Here is a 26,618-nt window from a genome sequence, read left to right as displayed (position 1 = left end):
CTCGCTTTTCATTAAATGAGTGCATGCGTTCTTTGACCTTAACCTTTTTCCCAGAACATAGCGTATGATATTTATGAATCAAATGTCAAGATACCTCACAATTTATTTGCTGATCACCTCTAAATCCTGTAACCGGATTACACTCTTTCTTCATATACTGGTGAATATTAGAATAGTAAGCGCACTCTTTATAAATACACGAACAATAACATTAAAATGATATTAAATATTCGGTTTTTATTCATTATCAATGATATCGTTCTTGACATCGGTAGTGGATTCACGTTTTAATGAGAGGAGTAAATGTGTTTATTGGACTATGTTATACCCGCGGATGAATGTAAAGGGAGAGATTACCCGTGACACCCGATTCGGGATGTACATGAGGTAACGCCGAAGGAGTAAACCACCGATAAGCGGGGGTGAATCTCTCAGGCAAAAGGACTTTTACAGGACGCAACTCTGGAGAGCATCTATTCGCCCTGTGCGGGCGTTATGATCACCCAAGGGGAAACCTGCTGCACAACTGCAGCGGGGTAACTCTCAGGTACAAGGGACAGAGCCTTAGAATACAGCGTGCTACTTGGCATGCCGATTCTTTGGCCTGTCCTTTTCCTTTTTCCCAAAAACGAAAAACAGGATGTCGAACGGCGCTGCCATAGCTGCCTTACCATACTTATGTGATGAAAATATCTAGCTGAAAAATTTAAAAACACCCTGCTTCATTGATCCACGATTATATTTCCGGCCGGTTGACGGTCCATGATGAGGTGATTTGATGTCCGATTTGCTTAGAACACCACTCTTCCCACTATATCAGCAATACGAAGGCGTACGGTGCATTGATTTTGGAGGCTGGGAGCTTCCGGTGCAATTTAGCGGAATTCAGAAAGAACATGAAGCGGTGCGTGAGCGTGCTGGACTATTCGATGTATCCCATATGGGCGAATTCACAGTACAGGGTGAGCAGGCTGAAGTTTTTTTGCAACAAATGACGACCAATGATGTGACCACGCTGGTTCCCGGTCAAGCCCAGTACACCCTGATGTGTTATCCAGATGGCGGTGTGGTGGACGATCTGCTCGTGTATAAGCTGGAAGATCAGCATTATATGCTCGTAGTTAACGCCTCCAACATCGACAAGGATTGGGCATGGCTGCAAGAGCACCTGATCCCCGGCGTAAGCATGACCAACGATTCGGAGCAGACGGCGCTGCTGGCCTTGCAAGGTCCACTGGCTGTAGACATTATCGGGAAAGTTACAGATACGGATGTAAGCTCGATTGAACCGTTTCGTTTTGTCCCGGATGCTGAAGTATGCGGAGTAAAATTACTGTTGTCCCGTACCGGTTATACAGGTGAAGATGGCTTTGAACTATATGTTCCTGCGGATCAGGCCGCTATGGTCTGGAATGGATTAATGCAGGCTGGAGAAGAGCACGGGCTGGTTCCGGCTGGACTTGGTGCAAGGGATACGCTGCGTTTTGAAGCCAAGCTGCCTCTGTATGGGCAGGAATTATCTGCAACGATCTCTCCGCTAGAAGCTGGCGTTGGTATGTTTGTGAAACTGAATGCTGGACCTTTTATCGGACACGAAGCCTTGTTACAGCAAAAAAATGACGGGCCCGCCCGTAAACTGGTCGGCATCGAAGTGCTGGAGCGCGGCATTCCTCGCCCCCACTATCCGATTTACGCCGAAGGCGTACAGATCGGTGAAGTGACAACAGGCACGCAATCACCTACATTGAAGCGTAATCTGGGGCTTGCCCTCATCGACAGCAAATACGCTGCGCTGGAAACCCCGCTTGAGATTGAGATCCGAGGGAAGAAACTGAAAGCCGAGGTCGTGAAGACCCCTTTTCATAAACGGACACGTACGTCAAAGACACTTACTCAAGGAGCTGATCAAGCATGAGCAAGCACCGTTATATTCCCATGACTGAGCAAGATCAGAATGCCATGCTCGCAACCATCGGTGTGGATACGCTGGAGGAACTGTTTCAGGACATTCCAAAAGAGATTCGTTATCAGGGCGAGCTGCCCGTATCCTCCAAACTTGATGAATATGCGCTGACACGTCATATGTCCAAACAAGCCGGCGCCAACGCCAATTTCGAAACACACGCCAGCTTTCTCGGCGCAGGTATATATGATCATCATGTTCCTTCCGTCATCAATCATGTCATTTCCCGTTCCGAGTTTTACACTGCCTACACACCTTATCAGCCTGAGATCAGCCAAGGTGAACTACAGGCCATTTTCGAATTTCAATCCTACATCTGTGAATTAACCGGTATGGCTGTAGCCAATGCCAGTATGTATGACGGTGCAACAGCTTTTGCGGAAGCAGGTAATCTGGCCGCAGCAGCAACACGTCGCAAACAACTTATCGTATCCCGTACTGTTCATCCGGAAGCCCGTCAGGTATTGCAGGCATATGCGCACGGACTCCGTCTGGAGATTGTCGAGATTGGTTATAAGGATGGCGTCACTGATTGGGATGCCTTGCAAGCAGCCATATCGGACGATACCGCTGCTGTCATGATCCAGAGTCCGAACTTCTTTGGTGCCGTGGAAAATGTGAAGCAGGCTGCCAACCTCGTGCATGCGCACAAGGGCCTACTCGTTGTAAGTGCCAACCCGCTATCGCTGGGTCTGCTGGAAGCCCCAGGCAAGCTGGGTGCCGACATCGTTGTAGGTGATGCGCAGCCCCTTGGCATCGCCGCTTCACTCGGCGGCCCGACATGCGGATATTTCGCCGTATCCCAGCCTCATATGCGCCGAATTCCTGGCCGAATTGTAGGCCAGACCAAGGATCGCAACGGAAAACGTGGATTTGTACTCACACTGCAAGCACGTGAACAGCATATCCGCCGCGAAAAGGCGACATCCAACATCTGTTCCAACCAAGCTTTGCTTGCACTCAGCGCATCTGTGTATATGTCCATCATGGGTAAACAGGGTATGATCGATGTCGCGGATCTGAATTTGCAAAAGAGTCATTACACCCTGAATACATTAACTGCAATTCCTGGAGTTAGCCTTACTTTTAATGCACCAACATTTAATGAGTTTGTTATTAAACTTCCTGAAGGAACCGACGTGGATGCCCTTCAGTTGAAATTGCTGGATGCAGGCTTTATTGGTGGTTACGGACTCGGACGTGATTATCCGGAGCTTGCCGGACATATGCTGATTGCTGTTACCGAACGGCGCACTAAGGAAGAGATTGACGAATTCGCACGAGCATTGGAGGGATCCCTGTGACTCAGGAAACGACGACGACAACGACAACATCGGTACAAGGACAATCGGAAACAGGTACCTCTGTTTCCAACTCGGTTCAACCTGAGACGGATACAACATTTAGTGCACAGACCTTATCTCCTGCTCCGGAACAATCATTGATTTTTGAACTCAGCAGCCCTGGACGTGTCGCTTATTCCCTGCCAGAATGTGACGTTCCTCGTCTCGCTGCCGATACGTTGATTCCCCGGGAAATGCTCCGTTCAGAAGTAGCGGCACTGCCGGAAGTGTTCGAGGTAGATGTTATTCGACACTATACTGCTTTGTCCCGCCGCAACTTCGGCGTAGATAACGGATTCTATCCACTGGGCTCTTGTACAATGAAATACAATCCCAAGATTAATGAGGATGTTGCACGTTATAATGGATTCGCCAAAATCCATCCGTACCAGCATGAATCCAGCATTCAAGGTGCTCTTGAACTGTTATATACGTTGCAAAACGACCTTGCAGGTCTGACAGGAATGGACGCTGTGACCCTGCAACCAGCCGCTGGTGCCCATGGCGAATGGACTGGACTTATGATGATTCGTGCCTACCACGAAGGTCGTGGCGAACAACGTACCAAAGTCATCGTGCCCGATTCTTCGCATGGTACCAACCCGGCAAGTGCAACCGTTGCAGGGTTTGAAACTGTAACGATTCCATCCCGTGCAGATGGACTGGTCGATCTGGATGCACTCCGTGCAGCCGTTGGTACGGATACAGCAGCATTGATGCTGACAAACCCGAATACACTTGGTTTGTTCGAGAAAGACATTCAGGAGATTGCATCCATCGTACACCAGGCTGGTGGTTTGCTATATTACGATGGCGCGAACTCCAATGCCATTATGGGCATTACTCGTCCGGGTGATATGGGCTTTGACGTAGTGCATCTGAACTTGCACAAAACGATGAGTACGCCTCATGGCGGTGGTGGACCTGGCGCCGGACCAGTCGGCGTGAAGAGCCGTTTAATCCCGTTCCTGCCTAAACCGATGGTGATCAAAAATGATGATGGCGTGTATGCACTGGACCGCGAAGGCGATCAATCCATTGGACGGGTTAAAGCGTATTATGGCAACTTCGGTATTCTGGTACGTGCCTATGCCTACATTCGCACCTATGGACCGGAAGGGTTGCGCCGTGTATCTGAGTGTGCGGTACTGAATGCCAACTATATGATGGCTCGTCTCGCACCTTACTACGAGATTCCGTATCCAGGGGTATGCAAACATGAATTCGTCATGTCTGGTCGGGGATTGAAGCAATATGGTGTGCGTACACTGGATGTTGCCAAACGATTACTTGATTTTGGATATCACCCGCCTACGGTATACTTCCCGCTCAACGTTGAAGAATGCATCATGATCGAGCCGACGGAAACCGAAAGCAAAGAAACACTGGATGGGTTTATTGATACGATGATTCGGATTGTCAAAGAAGCGGAAGAGACACCTGAATTGGTACTCAACGCACCTTATGGCACACCGGTGACTCGTCTGGATGAGACCACTGCTGCCCGCAAACCTGTACTGAACTGCGCTTGCAGTTAAACCAAGTAATAACCTGTATACTTAGTACTCCTACAATATCCCTTCCTGAACATACCATTCGTATCCGTACGGTATCCGCCTGGTGGGTGAAATGATTACGAAGTACAGGGAACATTTACATTAGCTATCCGTTTTTAAAAATAACAGCCACGCAGAAGCGCGGCTGTTATTTTTTCTTCTCCGATTAGTCCCCTATTACTGTCCTGTATTCTTTCAGTCTAAGACTTCCAATTGGCCCGTTCCTTCTTCCCCAAACGCGGACAAGTGTAACAATAGGATCGACCTTGCCGTAGATATTGAAGACAACATACATTTTTGATCGCAAGTCTCTTCGATGGTTCCAGGGGATGATTAATCATGCGAGTTCTGACACATAGCGGATTCTTTCCCAGCCCAAACACATTAGGAGTCAGCACATTTTGCATAACATGTTCAACAGCAGTTAACTTGCGCATGACAGCTTCTTCGTGCTGAAATGCTTCACAGATGTTCTCCCTGTAGTTTTCCAAAGCCGTTGGCAACTGCCCCCACAACATGCTGACATGCAACCCCGAAACGTAGGACAAACACTCTATTAAAGGACGTGCAGTCAGACTGTAGAAACGGTTGAATTCTGCTTCAATCCAGACGCTTCTTCCTTCCGAATCATTCGGAGCGAGGTCAACCTCCAGTTTTTCAAGTTGAAAAGTAATTCGCGTATATCCCATTTCCTGCATCAAATGTACATTGAGATTGGCAAGCGAAAGATTGGGAGCTGCATCATACACCGTGACGATATACTGCAGTGCAGCTGCTACACTTCCAAACCAACTGGTGAAATAGGCTGCGGCGACCGTTTGGTCATGCCCCTCGATTAACTGTTGGTAGGTGGACAAGAAGCTGCTCATTTCCTCCCAGTCCAGAATAGAATCTCCATATAAGGATGCCACGGGCACACCATGCAGTTTGTCTACAAGATTAAAGTGGACCCTCAGTTCCTCACGTATCCCCTCGCGCATCATTGACCGAACAAACGAGTCAGGTCATCCAGCATGGAAGTCGCCGCATTAGGTCCGTAACCACCAAACCATGAATCCGACGCCACCTGGAATACCTGATTATTCTTCACGGCCTTCATATTTTTCCAAATTCCAAGACTCTCCAGATTATTATAGATTTCGTCATTATCATTGATCAGGACGATGTAATCCGGATTAATCTCTGGCAGTTTTTCATTCGATAGCACCTCATACCGACTTTCTGCACTTGTCTCCGGGAAAACATCCGGTCTGGAGAAGCCAAAATCGTCGTAAAGCCATCTATAATCCATATCTCCGTAGTAACGAACATCATTTCTGATACGCAATACCATCAGTGTCTTACCTTCCGCTTTGGCGTGTACGTTCTGGATCGCCTCCGCTTTCTCTTTTTCATAGGCAGTGATTACTTCCTCAGCTTTATCGTTCAGACCAAACGAAGCAGCAGTTGCGCGAAATGCCGTCTGCCAGTCAGGTGCTACATACCCATTCTCCAGCATCGCCGTTGGAGCAATCTTGGCGTAACTCTCGTACTGCTCTTCGCTGTTCGTATCCGTCACAATTAGATCTGGCCCAAGAGATAGCAATTTCTCGGCACTAACTTTACCTTGTTCACCAATGATCTCCACATTATTCAAGAAAGGTTTCAAATATAACGGGAAATCTTCGTTTTGTGACTTCACCGTGGCTTTCGGTGTCATACCAAGCGCGATCAGGTGATCCGTCAAATATGTCACTGTTGAAGCGATATTCACCGGTTCTTGAGATAACGTCTGCTCTCCGGTTGTATCCTTAAATGTAAAAGTAGCATCTTTAGTATCATTAGATGCAGATTGTTCCTGTGGCGCTGGTTCCTCGGCAGACACACCTGGTTTGTTTTCGTTGCCACAGGCCACGATCAGAACTAGCATTGCAAGCAAAACTGCGGTTATAGTGAAATAGCGTTGATTCTGTCTTTTCATTTTCTACAAATCCCCTTATTCATTGGTTATTCTTTTCTTATTTTCATGACGCGTGTACTCGTAATCCAGCCCTTTTCATTTCTCATATTCACAAAGAACGAAACAGCATGCTTTGGAAGACGTATCATTGCTTTGTTGTTTATTGCATCCAACGATGCGGGGATCGTCTCCCATTTGGTAATCCTCCAATCCCTATCGTCCTTACACCAATACAACGTAGCTTCCAGAATCGGAACGGATGAGGCATAATGTACGCTGAACCAATCACCCTCGAACTGTTCTCCACGTATCTCAGTAAGTGCCGGCCCCCCCTTAGCGATACTATCAGCAAATGCATAGACCTCACTGCATGTCCATGCATCCTTGTATGAATGCCCAAGACCCGGATGAAGACTTAATCTGCTATGTCTGTTAATCGGGTAACAGTTGAGATGCTCTTCATAGGACTTGTTGAAAATGGATAGCGGAAAATGTGTATCATTACTCCCGTTAAGCCACAACATCGGTAGTCGACTCCCGGAGAGGTAAGTAGAGGGATCCCATAATAAACGAATACGTTCAGCATCTACCTCCGGCATAGAAGCAAAGCCCATTCCATAATAGGAACCTGGTTCATATAAATACCCACATCCATAAACAGGCATGGCAAAAGAAAGTCTAGTATCCAGTCCTGCTACCAAACTTGTGATGATCCCTCCCCAGGAAATTCCGGTTATGCCTACTCGATGTTTATCCACCCCTTTGAAGGAGCCGAGAAGTGAATGGGCCTTTATTACGGCAGCTACCGCATGATACATCCATTGGTCCTCTACAGGCTGCTCGTAATCGGCAAATACACCTTGCTTCACTGGTCCGCTCCATGGATGTGAAGGCCATTCCATTCGTTCTGTGTGTTCCTCATCCCCGTATGGAACATGTCCTTCCAGATCCATGGCAATCGCAGCATACCCCCTTGCCATCCATTCTTTCACCCAGCTCTTATATGCTGTGCCAGCTCCACCATGGACCAATATAAGAGCTGGCACTTCCTCGTCCGGAGAGATTGAGTCCGGGATTCCATAGTAGGCAAATATGCGAGTAGCACGTCCTTTGTATGAAACACCCTCATAGAATAAGGAATTAACTCCGGTATGTAGATCTTCGGAGAGTTGGAATCGTTCAGGTACTTCGTATAATTGCTCCAGATTCCAAGGCGGCTTTCCAGAAATGGAACAGTCACCTCCTTGAATTGATAATGATTTTCTTTCTCAATGATTATCATATCATTCAATGCTCCGTCCAAACATGGATATTTAAACGGATTGAACTGGACTTTGGTCAGCCAAATAACCGCATAAAGTAAGAAAGTGCCCGATCATGCGACCAAGCTGAATACTCGAATAATTTTTCGGTTCCCACCTCATACACATGCTCATGTCTCACCGCTGCCAAACGTTGCCACTGTTCACTGATCTGAAGTGCCCTCCATTCCTTGGCTGCCTGCTCTGTGGAATCCACCATGATAACGAGGATGTCTGCATCGTAGTTTTCCAGTGCTTCTTTCGTCACTGATTCAAAAACAGTGATCTCGTCGAGACGATGTGTAGCCGTCAGTCCAAAATCATTATAGAGGACCGCGCCAGCATTACGTTTTCCATAAATCCGGTACTCCGTATCAGTAATTCGCCATATATTTACGGTAGCTCCACCAATTTTACGTCTAACTTTGTGATAGACTGTCTCTGCTTTTCTGTCGTATTCTGCCAGCCATCCCTCAGCCTCTTCTCGTTGCTCCATCACTTCTGCAATGGTTCGCAGCTGTTGTCGCCAGTCCGCCGATAACCACGGGATGGGGACCGTAGGCGCAATATGCTCCAGCTCTTTTCGTGCCTGTTCTGCCAAACTGTCAGTGCAAAAAATAAGGTTAGGCTCCGCCACACGTAATCTTTCCACATTTTCTTGCCAAATTGCCCCCTCCCCAAGCTCATAAGAGTGCAGCCGGGTCATGCGATTGTATAACTCGTGATTGGGATAAAAAGCCGCCGCCTTTGGAAGCAGACCAAGCGCCAGTAAACTACCCGAGATCGGATCAGATACACTTGCGATGCTGTATCTACGGCTTTTGACAAAAGCGATTGGTGAAAGGCCCATCTTCTGTTTGAATCTCCTGCTAAAATAAAATTCATCTTCGTAGCCGACACGAACTGCGGTCTCTTTTACACCGTCACCTGATAAAAGCAGTTCTCTTGCACGTTTCATTCTGATGTCCATCAGATACGTTGTAGGCGTCTTTCCTATATAATGTTGAAATGCCCACGAAAAATATCCCGGGCTCAGTCCAGCCAGCTTGGCCAGTTCATTACGCTTCAGTTCATGCTCCAGATGCTCACTCATAAATTCGGATACGCGTGTAATGGCAGCAGCCGTAGTTTCTATGCTCTGTGATTTTACTTCGGCTTGAACAAGCGAAGACATCAGACCATATAATTCGGCCTGTCTGCTGAATTGATCCTCTTCGCCAGCAGCGTTAGATTGAATCAATCGACTGCATGAGATGGCGAGTTGTTGTTGGTCTTTGCACCAGAATAAGCCTCTCATACAATCTTTGCTTGTGATTACTTTTTGTTCCCCGACAATCTCGTATATTTCAAACCGGATCAAAAAGCCTGTTAACACTTGCTCATCAGCCATCAGCCTGAACCCATCCCCTGAAGGAAGTAAATAAACTTCTCCTTGGTTTAGTGGCGAAATGTGTTCATTGGTGAGTAGCGTTCCCGTGCCGCCCATACACAGGATAGCCGTGTGTTCACCTGCAACGGGATGAACAGATTCTCCATTCCGGGACACTTCAAACGTATCGATACTGCTATATTTAAGCAATTGAACTGCCTTCTTCTCATTGCCTTTCATCGCAACCCTACTTTCCCCACAGCATGATATGTATTTTAATTATGGTTATCTACCTTAATGATAATGATTTTCACTCAATATACAAACTGGAAAATCTAGCTTATCTGGAGAAAAGAAGAAACACTCAAAACAAAAAAAGCCAGTACCCGCTGTAACAGCGGATACCGGCAAAATCGCTGCATGAATGCAGCTCATTATCGGAAAAAGAAAAACCTCAAATCCGGAGGAAACCCCGGCAAAATTACGCTTGAATGCTTTGAACCAATTCAACGACTTGTTCAGCCGTTTGCATATCCAGAGCTTTAGCAGCCAGTTCCTGCATATCCGCACGGGACAGCTTGGTGATCTGACTACGGGCTGGCAGAATGGAGGTTGCGCTCATGCTGAACTCATCCAATCCAAGACCGAGCAGCAATGGAATTGCTGTTTCGTCTCCTGCCATCTCACCGCACATGCCAACCCATTTGCCTTCACGATGTGCTGCATCGATAACCATTTTAACCAAACGCAAAATGGCCGGGTTGTAAGGTTGGTACAGATACGATACGCGTTCGTTCATACGGTCTGCAGCCATAGTGTATTGAATCAGATCGTTCGTTCCGATACTGAAGAAATCCACTTCTTTGGCAAACTGATCCGCGAGAACTGCAGTCGAAGGAATTTCGACCATGATTCCGAGCTGAATGCTGTCAGAAACAGCAATACCTTCAGCAACCAGCTTCTCTTTCTCTTCGAGCAAGACAGCTTTTGCTTCACGGAATTCACCCAGTGTTGCGATCATTGGGAACATGACACGCAGGTTTCCATGTACACTTGCACGCAGCAATGCACGCAATTGTGTACGGAAGATATCCAGACGGTCCAGACACAGACGAACTGCGCGGAAGCCGAGGAATGGGTTCATTTCTTTTGGCAGATCCAGGTATGGAAGCTCTTTGTCTCCACCGATGTCGAGGGTACGAACAACGACAGGTTTGCCTTCCATTTTTTCCAGTACCGCTTTGTATGCATTGTACTGAATGTCTTCGGAAGGAAGCTTGTCTCTGCCCATGTACAAGAACTCGGTACGGTACAGGCCTACAGCCTCGCCGCCATTCTCCAGAACACCCGTTACATCATTTGGTGTACCGATATTGGCTGCAAGTTCAACATGAACGTTGTCCACGGTTACCGTTGGCTCATCACGCAGTTTTCTCCACTCTGCACGTTGTGCATCATACTGTTCCTGTTTGGCACGGTATTCAGCAATAACTTCATCAGTAGGGTTAACCAGTACGTGACCATCCAGACCGTCAACAATGATCATATCGCCTTGTTTCGCTTGAGCCAAGATGTCCTTGGTTCCAACAACAGCTGGAATTTCAAGAGAGCGAGCCATGATCGCTGAGTGAGAAGTACGTCCACCAATGTTGGTTGCGAAACCTTTAACAAATTGGCGATTCAATTGAGCCGTATCGGAAGGCGTCAGATCCTCCGCAAGCACGATCACTTCTTCATTGATCTCAGCCGGACTCATAAAGTCGATACCAAGCAAGTGATTTAGCACACGTTTGGTAACGTCACGCATATCTGCTGCACGTTCCTGCAGGTATGCACTCTTCATGTTCTCAAACATGGAGATAAATTGCGATGCCGTTTCGTTCAAAGCATATTCTGCATTGATCATGTCATCTGCAATTCTAGCTTTAACCGGATCAATCAATTCCGGGTCATTCAGAATGAGCAAATGCGAAGCAAAAATCTCAGCTTTTTTCTCGCCAAGCTCTTGTAAAGTACGCTCTTTGATCGCCTCAAGCTCAGCCTGGGACTTGCCCAGAGCTGAGTCGAGTTTTGCGATCTCTGCGTCAACGTCGTTAATTTGGCGTTTTTCTACAGAGTAGTCAGGATGCTCCAAGATAAACGCCTTGGCGATAGCAATACCCGCCGAAGCCGCGATCCCGGAGACATTAAGCATTAATTTCGCCCAACCCTTCGTTAACCATAACGTCAGTCAAAGCTTGAAGAGCTTCAGCTTCGCCTTCGCCTTCAACGATAATGCTGATTGTATCGCCTTGTTCCAATCCGAGGGAAAGAACACCCAGAATGGATTTCAATGTTACTTTTTTACCGTTAGCTTCTGCAAAGGATTCTGCACCTTTGAATTTGTTTGCTGTATTAACCAGGGCTGTCGCCGGACGTGCGTGGATACCATCTTCGTCTGTTATTCTGAATGTTTGTTGCATTACAATCATCTCACTTTCAGTAGTTTGGTTTAGGCATTGCATATATTTACACTTGCTTGCCATCGTCTTAACACTTCTTATTTTATCTCAATGATTGGCTGATCGCCAACTTTGAGCACTCCACTCTTCTTCAGGGTTACCGTGGAGCCCTCTGGCAGGTTGGTGAAAATAACTGGCGAAATGATGGATGGAGCGTTTGCTTTCACATACTCCAGATCCACTTCCATAATCGGCTGACCCGCCGATACCAGATCACCTTCCTGTACCAGTACGTTAAAGCCTTGACCCTTCAGCTTCACCGTATTGACACCTATATGAACAAGCACTTCCTTGCCTCCGTCGGACATGATGCCCACGGCATGTTTGCTTGGAAATACATTAAACACTTTACCATACACAGGAGAAGTTATTGTACCATCATGTGGCAAAATTGCGAATCCATCACCTGTCATTTTTTCAGCAAAGACTGGATCAGGTACATTCGTAATGTCCATCAACTCACCATTGACTGGCATGACGATGTCCTCAGCAACGATACGCTCGCCTTGCTCACCTTGTGCCTTCTCCTCTTCTGGAGTTGGTTTGGCTGCTACTGGCGTTGGTGCTGGTGTTCGTCCTGCAATAATATCCTGCATTTGAGATTTGATCGTGTCGGAACGTGTTCCGAAGATGGCTTGAACATTATTACCCACTTCAAGCACACCAGATGCACCCAATTGTTTCAAACGATCTTTTTTCACATTGGATTTCTCATTAACTTCAATCCGCAAACGAGTAATACAAGCGTCCAGATGTTTGATATTTTCCTTGCCACCGAAAGCTTCGAGAATATTATGGGGCAGATCATCCGTTGAACCGGAGCCTCCACCAGATTCGGTTTCAGGCGTTGCATCTTCACGTCCTGGTGTTTTGAGATTAAATTTGCGGATGATAAACCGGAAACCGAAGTAATAGATTACCGCAAGAATCAATCCGACAATAATAACGTCCCACCATGGTGTACGGTTTGGAATAATACCAAAGATCAGGAAGTCAATGAACCCACCGGAGAAGGTCATACCGATCTTTACACCCAGAATTTGCATGGTCATGAAAGACAAACCTGCAAAGATACAGTGTACCGCAAACAGGATTGGTGCTACAAACAGGAACGAGAATTCAAGTGGTTCTGTGATACCTGTCAGGAACGAGGTCAGCGCAGCTGAACCCATGATACCTGCAACATACTTTTTGTGTTCCGGTCTTGCTTCATGGTACATCGCAAGTGCGGCAGCTGGCAAACCAAACATCATGAACGGGAATTTACCAACTTGGAATGTTCCCGCTGTGAGGTTAACACCATCACGCAATTGATTGAAGAAGATTTGCTGGTCACCACGGATGACATCTCCAGCTTTGTTCACATACTCACCGAATTCAAACCAGAATGGGGAGTAGAAAATGTGGTGAAGACCAAACGGAATTAATGACCGTTCCACGACACCGAAGATAAATGCCGACAACGTCGGGCTTGTATCGACCATGAAGTGAGACACAGCATTCAACCCATTTTGAATTGGTGGCCAGATAACCACCAGAACTAACCCCAGCAAGAGGGAAACAACCGAAGTCACAATCGGAACAAAACGTTTACCTGCAAAGAAACCCAGATAGGACGGCAGTTCGATTTTGAAAAATCGATTGTAACAGAGCGCGGCGGCAATACCTATGATAATACCTCCGAATACGCCTGTACTCAATGTTGGGATACCCAGGATGCTGGCATAACCCGGTACTTCGCCGATCATTGCTGGTGTAACCCCTACGGCTGTACCCAGTGTGACGTTCATGACCAGATAACCGATGATGGCTGCAAGACCCGCAACCCCTTCGCCACCGGCCAATCCGACGGCTACACCGACGGCGAACAGCAATGCCAGATTGTCGAATACGATCTGCCCTGCGTTCATCATAATTGTTGCGATCGAGTTCACCCAAGGGGTGTCGAGCGCCGTTACATATTGCAAGAAATCTGGATTAACCAGCATGTTACCAATTCCGAGCAACAAACCTGCCGCAGGTAGAATGGCTACAGGCAGCATGAGAGCTTTACCTACTCTTTGCAATACACCAAAAAGCTTTTTGAACATCGCGTCGTTTCTCCCTTTCGTCTAAGTTATATGTTGTGATGCAAGCAAGGGAACACAAAAAAGGCATGAATTAATAAAGTAAACTGTGCCAACCTTGGGGTATAGCATACCCTGTACAAGGAAAGAACAATCACACTTTAAATAACTCATGCCTGATCGAGTCAGTAACACGTCGCTTATGTTTATTCAGTTGCTTGATTACGGAAACCATTGTAGCACCAGTTCTAATCTATTGCAAGCCTTTACACCAAAAAAATAAATTCCGCATTCCATCACTGGAATGATCTCACTTATTCTCTTCTTCCTTCCGCTGATTCAGCCTTTGCAGATGAATGGTCAGATAACCTACCTCCGCAGGATAAACCGGCAGTTTCAGTCTTTTCTCCATTACTTTGGTCAGTTTCCATGCAAGCGAGTACATTTCGGGATACTCCAACTTCAGCAGGGAATCCAACTTATGAAGCTCTTCCACTTTGTCTCCACGGCGAACACGCTCAAGGGCAAAACGAAGATGAGTCAGCAACCGAGAGTAATCAAGCGATTCCGTTTCAAACGAATAATCGAGTTGATCGGACACCAGGTTCACCAAATCAGTGATCAATTGTGAATGTTCACGTACCTGGGATATATTTTGATTGGTCATTGCACTATAGATATGGAGGGCAACAAAACCAATCTCGTCCATCCCCAAATCTACACCCATTTTCTCTTTGATCAGTCGAACAGCGTATTCTCCCATTCGATATTCTTCAGGATAAATCTCGCGGGTTTCATATAAAAATGGATTTTGTATGATAATGCCCTGCTCCTTGCGTTTTAACGCGAAAGAAATGTGATCGGTTAATGCAATATGGATATGTTCATTCAGAGGAACGTCCGTACGCTCTGCAATATACGTAATAACTTCGTTAATAATCTCGATCAGTGCTTCATCCACCTGTGGAAGAAGCTGTTTGTACTGCTCTTGCTCCTGCTGGTTTTTCAAAATGAACATTTTCTCCACAGCCATCAATGGAATGTGATCACTCGGTTTTCGGTTAAAGCCAATGCCTTTGCCAATAACAACGACTTCCCCGTGTTCAGGATGCTGTGCAATGATTACATTATTATTTAGCGCTTTATCTACATGCAGGCTGCTCATTGTTTGCACCTCTTTTTCACACCATCTTAGGTGTGATAAGTCACACCCTATTACGAACGAAAAGACACCCGGAGCGGGCAAACCGCGCCGGACGTCTCGCTTAAAAAGTAACAAAAATTCGTCTTAAGGTCAATAGAGCAACCATGCAAGATTCGAAGTGCTTCTTACTCGTCGACTCCAGCTCTTTCCACAATCTTGTCGATTATAGAAGGAGTTGTAACAGCCTCGCTCTGTTGAATGGCAACTGGCGCAGGTGTTTTGGACTTCGTAAGGCCTTTAATCAGCTGCTCTACATCGATGCCGGATACACTCTTGAGCATCTCTGGAGCGGTCGCCATAAGTTCGGTAACATAGTTACTCACTCGCGCTGCACCTTCACCTTTACCTGTATCTACCACCGTAAGTTTATCAATGGATGCAATTGGCTCTGCAATTTTGCCAGCCAGTTCAGGCAGCATTTTGACAATAATATCGAGTACAGCCGCTTCGCCAAACTTCTGGAACGCCTCGGCCAGTTTTTCCTTCGCTTCCGCTTCGGCAAGACCACGCAAACGAATAACTTCTGCATCTGCTGTACCTTTGGCAAGTTCCGCATCCGCCATGGCCTGACCTTCAAGTCGCTTCTGTTCAGCTGTTGCTTTGGCGTGTGTTTCAATGGAGTACTGTACTGCATCGGCTTCACGCATTCTTTTCGCTTTATCTGCTTCGGCAGCCTGCTCCACCGCATAACGATCCGCTTCTGCCTTTTTCTTCACTTCGGCATCATATTGCTTCTCACGTACGACGATTTCTTTTTCCTGAAGATCAATCTCACGTTCTTTACGAACGAGCTCAACCTTCATTTCTTCTTCCACCACGGTCTGTCTCGCGCGCGCTTCATGGATATGGTATGCCTGATCGGCTTCCGCTTTGGCTGTATCCTGATCTCTCTTAAACGTGGCTACTTTCAGTTCTTTCTCTTTGGCTGCCTCAGCGATATTGGTATCACGCAGCAACTCTGCTTTTTGACCCTGCTCTTCCGCATTGGCCTTCTGAATACGCGCATCACGCATTGCTTCCGCTTCAGCAATCTCGGCATCACGCTTCACTGCCGCAATTCTCGGTTTACCCAGAGCATCCAGGTAGCCCTGTTTGTCACGAACATCCTTGATGGTAAATGAAACAATTTGCAGACCCATTTTTTTCAGATCTCTAGCTGCTACTCCTTGAACCTCTTGGGCAAATCGATCCCGGTTCCGATATACTTCTTCCACCGTCATCGTACCGAGGATGGCCCGCAAATGCCCCTCCAGTACCTCCTGTGCTTCGCTTCTCAGCGCTTCTACAGGTTTACCGATGAATTGCTCAGCTGCCGTAGCAACGTCTTCTACAGCGCCTCCAACCTTGATAATAGCTACACCGTCAGCAATAACCGGAACCCCTTGCTCCGTGTACACTTCAGGTGTGGAGACATCCAGCTTGTGGGACAACAAAGAGATGAACTCCGATTGCTGGAACACTGGCAGGATAAATGCACCGCCACCACGAACAATTTTAATTTTTCGGCCAGAATCATCATCGGAGATGTTTTTGCTACCCAGAAATGATCCCGTAACGATCATCGCTTCATCCGGTCCAACCGTTTTGTATCTCGCCCAGAAAGCCAGACCTAAAATTAGAATGACACCGACCACAACTATGGGAATCAACAAAACATCCCAATCTAAATTTTCCATTCCACATCTCTCCCCTTATTCATTCATGATGAGTGCTTAAACTACTTAGGTGATAAGAATACTTTATAAATCTTTAAGTACATTTTCATCCCATTCCGACACACGCAGTACACCATCTACAACATCCACCACAACAACACGTGCTCCCGCCGCAATGGGAAGCTGTTCAAAGCTGGATGCTGTCTGAATCGTACTACCGGATGCAAAGCGGATCATCACTTCACCAAAACCTTTTTCCGGCACCGGAATGGTAATTTCCCCAATTTTCCCTGATAACTCTTTCATTGAAAATGCAATAGAGACATCGCTGTTACGCATCGGTTTGATATATGCGAAGAATACCAGCATGGCTGCAGCAATACCTATAAGCAGGGATAGTATTAGACCCGACATCGCACTTAATGAACTATAACGTGTCAGCATAATGCCTGCCCCACCGAAGGTTGTAATGGAACCAGCTAACACAACAGGTTTGAAAAAATCAAGACCTGGCATTTCGAAGGCTCCGTCCAACAAGCCATCAATCAAGTCACCCAGCACAAGGCTGACAACCGCAAATATTGCTCCTCCGATTAGACACCCCCAATAAATTGTCTCCATCCCCTGTTCCTCCTCTCTCTGCCGCATATTCATCCTAACTGAGCATTCCACATGTAAATAAATACGTAGCTGACATCAAAATGTTTCAAATTCTTTCCTGAAATGTATTCCGGAACCGATATTGGGTATTATCACGACATTCTGTTCTCCTTGCTTCAAGTTCCTCTATTATTCACGTGTACAGCCGAATACACGAAAAAACCGCAAGCCCCCATGAAGGAGACTTGCGGTTATTGGACAACAGAATGTGTCCTTTCACTTTGCAGTGATTATAGAATTACAGAGAAGCCTTGTAGATGGATACAACATCTTCCCGTTGCAGTTTCTTGAAGTTACCAAATGGGCCAAACAGCATAGCTTTATCAGCCATTACGTCGATCTGGCTGTCATCGATATCGTAATCTGCCAAACGGTTAGGTGCACCAATGGATGTCCAGAATTTGCTGAGCGCATCGATACCTTCTTCAGCAACCTGTCTGTCCGACTTGCCTTCAGGGTTCACTTCGAATACATTAATTGCCAGACGTTTGAACCGATCCACATTCACATCCAGGTTATGTTTCATCCAGTGTGGGAACAAGATTGCAAGTCCACCGCCGTGTGGGATATCATACACTGCGGATACCGCGTGTTCAATATTATGTGTTGCCCAGTCTCCTGCGAGGCCCATATTCAGCACACCATTCAATGCCATCGTTCCGCAATACAGAATCGTTTCGCGCAGTTCATAGTTCTCCAGATCCTCAACCAGACGAGGTGCTGCTTCCATTACGGTACGAAGAATTGTCTCACAGAAGCCGAGTTGAACCGGTGTGTTGGCATCCAGATGGAAGTAATGCTCCAATACGTGGGACATCATATCCACCATACCATATACCGTTTGGTCCAGTGGAACAGTGTATGTATTCACCGGATCCAGGATGGAGAATGCAGGGAATGAATATGCGCTACCCCAGCCCAATTTTTCTTGTGTATCCTGATTCGTAATTACCGAACCGGAGTTCATCTCCGAACCCGTTGCTGCCATCGTTAATACGGTACCAAGCGGAAGAGCGTCTTGTGCAACGGCTTTGCGCTGAGCAAAATCCCACATGTCGCCATCATATTTAGCACCTACAGCAATCGCTTTGGAGCAGTCCAATACACTACCGCCACCTACAGCCAGAATCAGGTCAATGTTATTCGTTTTGCAAAGGTCTACCCCTTTATGCACCGTAGAAAGACGTGGGTTAGGTTCAACGCCTGCCAGTTCAGTCACTTCTGCTCCAGCTTCCTTAAGCAATCCGATCACTTGATCATACAGCCCACTGCGTTTGATACTACCGCCACCATATACAAGCAGAACCCGTTTACCGTATTTCGGCACTTCTGTCTTTAATGCTTCCAGTTGTCCTTTACCGAATATCAGCCGGGTTGGATTATAGAATTGGAAAGATCTCATATCTATTGTCGCCTCCAAGGGAGTTTAGAATTTTTAGTGCAACTCCAATTATAGTACCCCGTTTATAGAAAAACAAATCGATAGTCACTCACTTTATAACAATCCGTTAATCTCCAAATGTGCTCTAAACATCTCGCTCGTTGAAGGCAAATCCTCAGCGTCCACCCATGTTTCATGGTCCCATAACCCAGCCTGTTTGAATGCCCGCGGACAATGGATAAAACACTCTTCCACATCTACAATGACAGCTGCACCTATGGTTTTACCACTCCAACCCATGCTGGCGATAAATTCTTCATCCTTGGTGATGGATGCTGTGCCATTGATACGCAGCACTTCATTCATTCCCGGAATCAAAAAGAGCATACCGATGCCAGGGGCAGACAAGATGTTCAACAACGAGTCTATCCGCCGATTGCCTGGGCGCTCAGGATAAACAAGTCGATATGTATCATACACTTTTACGAATCCTGCTCCATCGCCCCGTGGAGACACATCACTTTTTCCATCATGATCGGACGTGGAAAGGAAAAATAATGGTGACATGGATAAAAAGTTCTGAACATGTGAATCCACAAATGAGATTGCCTTGTTACGCACATGTTCATGCGGCTCACCCACCATACCTTGCAGTTCCCTTGCATCTGTAATCAACGGAATATCCAATGCCTGCTTTTCCAAGTTATTAACCCCATTTCCTCAATTCATTGTGGTACTCCAGGACTTCACTCCATTATAACTGGCTGGGAAGTTCATTCCAATGCACACAAATGTCAGGAAAGACAAGAACACCCGCTCATGAATGGGCGGGTGTTTTGGTTTGTTTACTGCTATTCCGTGTATCCCATGCTGCTTACAAAACGACGGAAAGCCTGGCGTCCTGCTTCATCATATTTGTAGACACCTGCATGTTCCAGAATCTCAGCAAATTTCAAGCCGACTTCCTGCTGTACAATGGCAACCGCTTGTTCTTTGTCCAGGTTAGGACCAAATCGTTCAACCAGCTCTTCGGCCCAGCCCAGATGTTTGTTCAACACATGATCAGAGGCTTTGGCGGCTTCAGCAAGTTTGGCATCTCCCGCGAGAATATCCGCGATACTGTCCAGCTCTTCCTTCAAACGGCCTGGCAGGATGGCAAGTCCCATCACTTCGATCAGACCAATGTTTTCTTTCTTCAGATGGTGCATTTCACGGTGAGGATGGAAAATCCCTTCAGGATGCACATCATTCGTGCGATTGTTACGCAATACGAGATCCATCTCGTAACCACCGTCTGCACTACGACGAACGATTGGTGTTACCGTATTGTGTGGTACCTGCTCCCCGTCTACTTCACTGAATGCTTCGATATCCACAGCCGAATCACTGTAAACCTTCCACGCCTCATAGACAGCGTTACCCGCTTCAAGCAGCTCTGCAGGATCGTGTGAGGCCAGACGCATGACGGACATCGGCCATTTCACAAGACTCAATGTAAGTCCAGGTGCATCCGCATGGCGGAAGACTGCCTCTGGCTGTGCATTTTGAATGGCAAACGTATGACGTCCGCCCTGGAAATGGTCATGTGTAAGGATAGAACCGCCTACGATCGGCAGATCCGCGTTAGATCCGATAAAGTAATGCGGGTACTCCCCGACAAAAGCAAGCAGTCTGCGCAGTGTATCTTTGGTCAGTTTCATCGGCACATGATCATGATGGAAAATGATGCAGTGCTCGTTGTAGTACACATATGGCGAGTATTGGAACAACCATGGCTCATTGTTAAGCTCCAACGGAATGACTCTCAGATTCTGGCGAGCCGGGTGATTCACCCGACCAGCGTATCCTACATTTTCACGACACAGCTGGCATTTTGGATATACCGGAGGCGGAAGCAATTTCGCCATGGCAATTTCCTTTGGGCTTTTCTCCGGCTTCGAGAGGTTAATGGTAATCTCCATCTCCCCATAAGCCGTATCCTGCGTCCAATAGACGTTCTTCGCGATCCGATCCATCCGAATGTAGTTGGAGTTAATGGACAAGTCATAGAATTGGGATGTGGCCGCCTCAATACCCTCCGTCTGCTCGGTGTGGCGGAAGGCACGTACCACTTCGGACGGGCGTGCCATCAAATGACCCATGATTTTGGCATCCAGCAAATCACGGAACGTATCACTATTTTCAGGAATGAGTCCAATGGTAAACCCATAATCGATCAACGTATCCAGCATTGCCTGTGGACCATCGGGCACAGTTGTGTCCAACTCGCCGGCATAAGGCTCCGAGAATCCGAATTGTTCCAGCAAGAGGTTGCGGCTGTAATCCCAATCCGCTTCCTCGATTAATTGTTTCTGCAAGGCAAATGCAACCAGACGTTCAATGGCATGCAGTGCTTCCTGCTGCTCCGGTGTCCGCTCTGTGGCACCTGCTGCAATATGAGTCTGTGACATAAGGTGTTCGCCTCCTAGTTTTTTCCGTAGCCGTCAGGACGTGATTGGTGCCAGCTCCAAGCGCTTTGAATGACATCTTCCAGATTGGTCCATTTTGGATTCCAACCCAGGACAGATCTCGCTTTTGCAGATGAAGCTACCAGCACAGCCGGGTCACCTGCACGACGTGGCTCCTGTACAACCGGGATATCAAGGCCAGTCACTTTTTTGGCTGTTTCGATCACTTGTTTTACCGAGAATCCTGTGCCGTTACCCAGGTTGAACACATTACTGTTCTCACCTTTGCGAAGATAATCTACTGCACGCAGATGTGCATCAGCCAAGTCGCTCACATGGATATAGTCACGGATACATGTTCCATCTTCTGTTGCATAGTCGTCACCAAACATGGCGATGTGCGGACGTTGTTTCAAAGCCGTTTGCAGCACCAGTGGAATCAAGTGACTCTCTGGTTGGTGATCTTCACCAATTTTGCCACTGTCATGAGCACCGGCTGCATTGAAGTAACGCAGGGAAACGTATTTGATATCCTGAACTTTATCGAACCATGACATCATGCGTTCCATCATCAGCTTTGTTTCGCCGTATACGTTGGTTGGCTCTGTACGATCACTCTCTTCGATTGGCACTTTCTCAGGCTCGCCGTAGGTAGCTGCTGTAGAGGAGAAGACGATGCGGCGTACGTTCGCTGCATTCATCGCTTCCAACAGACAGAGTGTACCAAACACGTTGTTGTCATAATATTTAACCGGGTCTTTCATACTTTCGCCTACGAGTGAGTTGGCTGCAAAGTGAATGACTGCATCGATTGAATTCTCAGCGAACAGCTTCGCCAGAATTTCTTTGTCACGCAGATCCCCTTCATACAACTTACCGCCGAGCAGCGCCTCACGATGCCCTGTCTGCAAGTTATCCAGTACAACAACTTCTTCTCCACGTTCCAACAAAGCCGCTACCGTATGAGATCCAATATACCCTGCTCCACCTGTCACCAAAATTGCCATTTTACTTCGCCTCCTTCAATTCTTTAACACCGTCGCCTACGCCGCACACATAAAAATCACCTTTGAGAGTGGTACGCGCTTCATAAGCAGCGCCCACTTCGCTTACAAAACGCTCGACATCATTTTCATGCACCAGCGCTACGGTACAACCGCCAAATCCTGCGCCAGTCATTCGGGCACCAAGTGTGCCAGGAATCCGCTGAGCTTCTTCAACCATAACATCCAGCTCATCACAGCTTACTTCGTATAAGTCGCGAAGCGATTCATGAGAAGCGTTCATCAATTTGCCGAAGGTTTCCAGATCATTACGCTGCAATGCTTCGACTGATGCGAGCACACGCGCGTTCTCTTCCACAACATGTTGCGCACGCTGTCTAACTTTCTCATCCTTGATCTGATCTTGTAGTGTTACGAACTGCTCTGGCGTCAATTGAGCCAGGTAATTCAGTGCAGGCAGCTGTTCCTTCAAGATGGCAAGTGCCTGCTCGCATTGGGAGCGACGTTCATTGTAAGCCGAATCCACCAAACCGCGGCGTTTGTTTGTGTTCCCAATGACCAATTTGTAAGAGCCTGTACGGAAAGGAACCTTTTCGTACTCCAGTGTGTCACACATCAGCAGGATTGCGTGATCCTGCGCACCGTTTGCGACAGCGAACTGATCCATGATTCCACAGTTGACGCCTACAAACTCATTTTCCGCTTTCTGGGACAAAAGCGCCAGTTGAACCGTATCAATATCCGATACACCCTCCAGAGACTGAATCGCAAATCCGGTGAGTACCTCCAGAGATGCAGATGATGAAAGTCCTGCCCCGTTTGGAATCTCCCCGTGGTACAGGAAGTCGTAGCCTTTTGTTACATTTACGCCTTTGCCTTGCAATTCAACCATGACACCAACAGGATAGTCGGTCCATTCACCCGTTTTCTCCTTACCAATAGTGGAAGTATCCAGTGCACCTTCATAAGACATGTTCGTGGAAGCCAGTTGCAACTTGTTGTCCTGACGCTCACGAATGATCAATGTTGTTCCGAATTCAAGTGCTGCCGGAAGCACGTATCCACCATTATAGTCAATGTGCTCACCGATCAGATTCACACGCCCAGGGGCATGAAATACACGGATGTCCGCTCCACTCTCTCCGTACTTCTCAATAAACTTTTGTTTCAATTCAGTTACGTTCACTGCTGCTGCACCTCGCCTCGTTGTTGTGGTTTTCTTAATGTTATTATATAAGAAAGCGGTGCCCCATGTAATGCAACCATGTGTGTTTCATATGGATAAATGTGACCTTAAGGCGTATAATGATCGGAGCATCCCGGAAAGAAGGAAACGACCATGTCAGACCAATTCAACGCCAAGAAAGAATCCCATGAATCTTCTAACGAAAAAATACAGGAATCACCTTCCGGAAAAAGCGGAGCACTCAGTTATTCGGTTGCCTCCAATCCGGTCTATTATGAACAAGGGGCACTGCATGTCCTGTTTGCCGGAGCAAGCCAGACCCTACCGGGTCACGCCCTCGGACCTAAATTGTTTGATTATTATCTGCTGCATTATGTAGAAAAAGGAGCGGGTACGTTCCGTACCGAACTGCACACCTACGAGTTATCCGCAGGTGATTGTTTCCTCATTCATCCCGGGCAGCTGGTGAGCTACCAGTCACATGCCCGTAACCCATGGCAATACCGCTGGATCGCCTTTACCGGCAGCCAGGCTGCCCAGCATGCCGAGGAAGCAGGATTCCGCCCGGAGAAGTCCGTTTTTCATGCCGGACCTTCCTGCGGAATATCCGACTGGTTATCCATGATGCAGGATGCTTTTGCCGAGCGCAAAGAAAGCTCCCATTTCACATCACTGGGTACGTTATATATGATTCTAGCCGAAGCACAGAATCACCTTTCGCAGGGCCAAACCTTAATTCCCGGTGAATCCTCCATCCGACGTACGGTGAAACAGATGATTCAATATATGTCTACCCAGTATGCCTATCCTGTCTCCATTGAACAAATGTCTGCGAGTCTTGGGTACAACCGGGCCTATCTATCCCGTATTTTCAAACAGGAGACCGGACTGTCGCCAGTCACGTATCTGCTAAAACTGCGGATCGACAAATCGCGCCAACTCCTAAGAGAACGCCCAGATCTGTCCATCGAACAGGTATCTGCATCGGTTGGACTGCCAGACGCGCTGTATTTCTCCAAACAGTTCAAACGATTTCACGGTGAAGCGCCCAGCTTGTATCGAGAGAAGATACTATCCCGTCCACTACATCAGGGGTTACAGAAGAATGCTCAGCAAAACAAACGGTGAGCAACATAACGGACGGAACCACGTACGACAAAAAAAGGTGCATTCCGCCATTATGGCTAAGATGCACCTTTTGCACTTTATTTATTTGTCATCAGGCTCCGGAGACAGGATGGATTCAATCCGTTCCAATTCCTCTGTAGAGAAATCCAGTTGGCTGAGTGCAGCCACATTCTCTTCAATCTGGGAAGGACGACTTGCGCCAATCAGCGCAGAAGTTACCCTGCCATTACGCAGCACCCATGAGAGTGAAAATTGGGCCAAACTCTGACCACGGGCTGCTGCAATCTGGTTCAGCGCACGCACTTTGCGGAGCGTCTCTGGAGAGATGTTGTTTTCATTCAGGAATACCGATGGCCCTTTGGCACGTGAGTCTTCCGGGATACCATTCAAGTATTTGTTCGTGAGCACACCTTGTGCCAATGGACAGAATGCAATACTGCCTGTTCCATACTCATCCAGCACGTCCTGCAAACCATCTTCAATCCAGCGGTCCAGCAGCGAGTATTTCGGTTGATGGATTAACAGGGGCGTACCCAGACCTTTTAGAATTTCGGCAGCCTGTCTCGTCTGCTCTGCGGGATAGTTGGAGATCCCTACATACAGGGCTTTGCCCGAGCGAACAATATGATCCAGTGCCATCATCGTTTCTTCCAAAGGTGTTTCGGGATCATAACGATGTGAATAGAAAATATCCACATAATCCAGGCCCATACGCTTCAAGCTCTGATTCAGACTGGATACCAGATTTTTGCGTGAACCCCACTCGCCATACGGCCCGGGCCACATATAATAACCCGCTTTGGTGGAGATCACCAGTTCATCACGATAAGGTTTCAGATCCTGGGCCAATACCTGTCCAAATAACTGCTCTGCCGAACCTGCCGGTGGACCATAATTGTTGGCAAGATCAAAATGTGTAATACCCAGATCAAATGATCGGGTAATCATATTACGGCCATTCTCAGCGTTATTGATACCGCCAAAATTATGCCACAGCCCCAGTGAAATCGCTGGCAGTTTCAAACCTGAACGTCCAACGCGGTTATATTTCATCGTTTCATAGCGAGTATCGCTTGCTACGTAGACCATTATGAATCCCTTCTTTCCCCAGGTTCCGCCTCTTGTATCCGGTCTTACCGGAGAAGGCGGTTATTCAGTCCATACGTTCAACCAAGAAGCTGGTCCACAATATTCATTACCTCACTAATCGGCTCTGTAATCAGCAAATCAGCCCTGCGGTCGTAAGCGGTAGGTGTAGCGTTGAGCAGAACGGTATGTTTTCCCTGAAAATACGTAATTAACTGGGCCGCCGGATATACCGTCAGTGACGTGCCTCCCACGAGTAACAGATCTGCAGAAGACAGTGCATCTATGGAACGATACAATGTCGTCTGATCCAGCTCCTCTTCGTACAGCACCACATCCGGTTTGATTACACCACCACATGTGGTACAGCGAGGCACGGTATCTTGGGACTGTATAATATCATTCAGCGTATAAAACTGCTTGCAATCCATGCAGGCATTACGATGAATCGAGCCGTGAAGCTCAAAAACATTGTTGCTGCCTGCCTTCTGATGTAGTCCGTCGATATTTTGCGTGATCACTGCCTGAAGTTTTCCTTCCTGCTCCAGACGGGCCAATAGTCGATGACACCCATTCGGTTCCGCATCTGGATGAAGCATTTTGCCACGATAAAAATCATAAAAAATATCAGCATGTTGATCAAAAAAATGTCGGCTTAACAACTCTTCCGGTGGATAAGGCGAATGCTGCTCCGTCTGATACAGACCCGCAGCCGAGCGGAAGTCGGGAATTCCGCTTTCCGTTGAAGTTCCGGCCCCTCCGAAAAAAACAATCCGGGAGCTTTCCTGAATCCAGGCAGCCAGTTGTTCTGTTGCGTTCATCCTCTCTC

At 47.3% G+C, this 26,618-nt stretch carries 21 protein-coding genes and 2 riboswitches; of the genes, 4 read left to right on the top strand and 17 right to left on the bottom strand.

Annotation, left to right across the window (positions count from 1 at the left end; all coding sequences use genetic code 11):
* Nucleotides 1–334 precede the first annotated feature (334 nt).
* A riboswitch (glycine riboswitch) is annotated at nt 335–457 on the top strand.
* 3 nt (nt 458–460) lie between these two features.
* Nucleotides 461–562, top strand: a riboswitch (glycine riboswitch).
* Nucleotides 563–778: 216 nt separating this feature from the next.
* The 3 genes from gcvT to gcvPB all read left to right on the top strand — a co-directional run bounded on the left by gcvT (nt 779) and on the right by gcvPB (nt 4,844).
* Nucleotides 779–1,915, top strand: a complete 1,137-nt coding sequence (gene gcvT / locus FE296_RS07475) for a glycine cleavage system aminomethyltransferase GcvT (protein WP_150364621.1) — start codon at nt 779–781, stop codon at nt 1,913–1,915.
* Nucleotides 1,912–3,267: an aminomethyl-transferring glycine dehydrogenase subunit GcvPA gene (gene gcvPA / locus FE296_RS07470; protein WP_150364620.1), complete on the top strand. Its 1,356-nt coding sequence runs from the start codon at nt 1,912–1,914 to the stop codon at nt 3,265–3,267. Before gcvT ends, gcvPA begins: the two co-directional genes overlap by 4 nt.
* Before the next feature lie 137 nt (nt 3,268–3,404).
* Nucleotides 3,405–4,844, top strand: a complete 1,440-nt coding sequence (gcvPB, locus tag FE296_RS07465; RefSeq protein WP_124116408.1) for an aminomethyl-transferring glycine dehydrogenase subunit GcvPB — start codon at nt 3,405–3,407, stop codon at nt 4,842–4,844.
* A gap of 218 nt (nt 4,845–5,062) precedes the next feature.
* Here the strand turns inward: gcvPB and FE296_RS07460 are convergent, their stop codons facing one another.
* The 15 genes from FE296_RS07460 to FE296_RS07390 all read right to left on the bottom strand — a co-directional run bounded on the left by FE296_RS07460 (nt 5,063) and on the right by FE296_RS07390 (nt 23,575).
* Nucleotides 5,063–5,845, bottom strand: a complete 783-nt coding sequence (locus tag FE296_RS07460; RefSeq protein ID WP_124115641.1) for a hypothetical protein — start codon at nt 5,843–5,845, stop codon at nt 5,063–5,065.
* Nucleotides 5,842–6,822 (bottom strand): ABC transporter substrate-binding protein, encoded by a 981-nt coding sequence (locus FE296_RS07455; RefSeq protein ID WP_150364618.1) that lies wholly within the window; start codon nt 6,820–6,822, stop codon nt 5,842–5,844. The genes FE296_RS07460 and FE296_RS07455 overlap by 4 nt, the downstream gene beginning before the upstream one ends.
* 26 nt (nt 6,823–6,848) lie before the next feature.
* On the bottom strand, nt 6,849–8,006 hold the full coding sequence (locus FE296_RS07450; RefSeq protein ID WP_223868805.1) for an alpha/beta hydrolase family protein: 1,158 nt from the start codon (nt 8,004–8,006) through the stop codon (nt 6,849–6,851).
* 133 nt (nt 8,007–8,139) lie between these two features.
* Nucleotides 8,140–9,711, bottom strand: coding sequence for a helix-turn-helix domain-containing protein (locus FE296_RS07445; protein ID WP_150364616.1), 1,572 nt, complete (start codon nt 9,709–9,711; stop codon nt 8,140–8,142).
* A 241-nt stretch (nt 9,712–9,952) separates the two neighbouring features.
* Nucleotides 9,953–11,665 (bottom strand): phosphoenolpyruvate--protein phosphotransferase, encoded by a 1,713-nt coding sequence (gene ptsP, locus FE296_RS07440; protein WP_150364615.1) that lies wholly within the window; start codon nt 11,663–11,665, stop codon nt 9,953–9,955.
* Complete coding sequence (locus FE296_RS07435) at nt 11,658–11,933, bottom strand: HPr family phosphocarrier protein (protein WP_036617010.1); 276 nt, start codon at nt 11,931–11,933, stop codon at nt 11,658–11,660. Before FE296_RS07435 ends, ptsP begins: the two co-directional genes overlap by 8 nt.
* A gap of 77 nt (nt 11,934–12,010) precedes the next feature.
* Complete coding sequence (gene ptsG / locus FE296_RS07430; RefSeq protein WP_124115636.1) at nt 12,011–14,062, bottom strand: glucose-specific PTS transporter subunit IIBC; 2,052 nt, start codon at nt 14,060–14,062, stop codon at nt 12,011–12,013.
* A 286-nt stretch (nt 14,063–14,348) separates the two neighbouring features.
* The gene (gene glcT, locus FE296_RS07425) at nt 14,349–15,203 is read right to left on the bottom strand and encodes a glucose PTS transporter transcription antiterminator GlcT (RefSeq protein WP_047844046.1); all 855 of its coding nucleotides are present in this window, start codon (nt 15,201–15,203) and stop codon (nt 14,349–14,351) included.
* A 164-nt stretch (nt 15,204–15,367) separates the two neighbouring features.
* Complete coding sequence (floT, locus tag FE296_RS07420; protein ID WP_124115635.1) at nt 15,368–16,918, bottom strand: flotillin lipid rafts scaffold protein FloT; 1,551 nt, start codon at nt 16,916–16,918, stop codon at nt 15,368–15,370.
* 63 nt (nt 16,919–16,981) lie between these two features.
* A complete protein-coding gene (locus FE296_RS07415) occupies nt 16,982–17,518 on the bottom strand; it encodes an NfeD family membrane protein (protein ID WP_124115634.1) in 537 nt (178 codons plus the stop codon).
* Nucleotides 17,519–17,795: 277 nt separating this feature from the next.
* Nucleotides 17,796–18,959 carry an iron-containing alcohol dehydrogenase gene (locus tag FE296_RS07410; RefSeq protein WP_124115633.1) on the bottom strand — a complete coding sequence of 388 codons (1,164 nt, stop codon included), beginning with the start codon at nt 18,957–18,959 and terminating at the stop codon, nt 17,796–17,798.
* 93 nt (nt 18,960–19,052) lie between these two features.
* A complete protein-coding gene (locus tag FE296_RS07405) occupies nt 19,053–19,640 on the bottom strand; it encodes an MSMEG_1061 family FMN-dependent PPOX-type flavoprotein (RefSeq protein WP_223868799.1) in 588 nt (195 codons plus the stop codon).
* Between the two features lie 149 nt (nt 19,641–19,789).
* Entirely contained in the window at nt 19,790–21,388 is a 1,599-nt protein-coding gene (locus FE296_RS07400) for a UDP-glucose--hexose-1-phosphate uridylyltransferase (RefSeq protein ID WP_150364614.1), read from the bottom strand.
* A gap of 14 nt (nt 21,389–21,402) precedes the next feature.
* Complete coding sequence (gene galE, locus FE296_RS07395; protein ID WP_150364613.1) at nt 21,403–22,392, bottom strand: UDP-glucose 4-epimerase GalE; 990 nt, start codon at nt 22,390–22,392, stop codon at nt 21,403–21,405.
* A 1-nt stretch (nt 22,393) separates the two neighbouring features.
* Entirely contained in the window at nt 22,394–23,575 is a 1,182-nt protein-coding gene (locus FE296_RS07390) for a galactokinase (RefSeq protein WP_150364612.1), read from the bottom strand.
* Nucleotides 23,576–23,728: 153 nt separating this feature from the next.
* Here FE296_RS07390 and FE296_RS07385 point away from each other — a divergent pair, with 153 nt between their 5' ends.
* Complete coding sequence (locus FE296_RS07385; RefSeq protein WP_223868798.1) at nt 23,729–24,703, top strand: AraC family transcriptional regulator; 975 nt, start codon at nt 23,729–23,731, stop codon at nt 24,701–24,703.
* Nucleotides 24,704–24,784: 81 nt separating this feature from the next.
* Here the strand turns inward: FE296_RS07385 and mgrA are convergent, their stop codons facing one another.
* Nucleotides 24,785–25,792, bottom strand: coding sequence for an L-glyceraldehyde 3-phosphate reductase (gene mgrA / locus FE296_RS07380; RefSeq protein ID WP_036616991.1), 1,008 nt, complete (start codon nt 25,790–25,792; stop codon nt 24,785–24,787).
* A gap of 77 nt (nt 25,793–25,869) precedes the next feature.
* On the bottom strand, nt 25,870–26,610 hold the full coding sequence (locus tag FE296_RS07375) for an NAD-dependent protein deacylase (protein WP_150364611.1): 741 nt from the start codon (nt 26,608–26,610) through the stop codon (nt 25,870–25,872).
* Nucleotides 26,611–26,618 lie beyond the last annotated feature (8 nt).

The organism is Paenibacillus sp. UASWS1643 (assembly GCF_008693195.1).
In the GTDB taxonomy this organism is placed as follows: Bacteria; Bacillota; Bacilli; order Paenibacillales; family Paenibacillaceae; genus Paenibacillus; species Paenibacillus amylolyticus_B.
The sequence above is the reverse complement of the archived record's forward strand: the minus strand, read 5'-3'. Positions and strand labels throughout refer to the sequence as shown.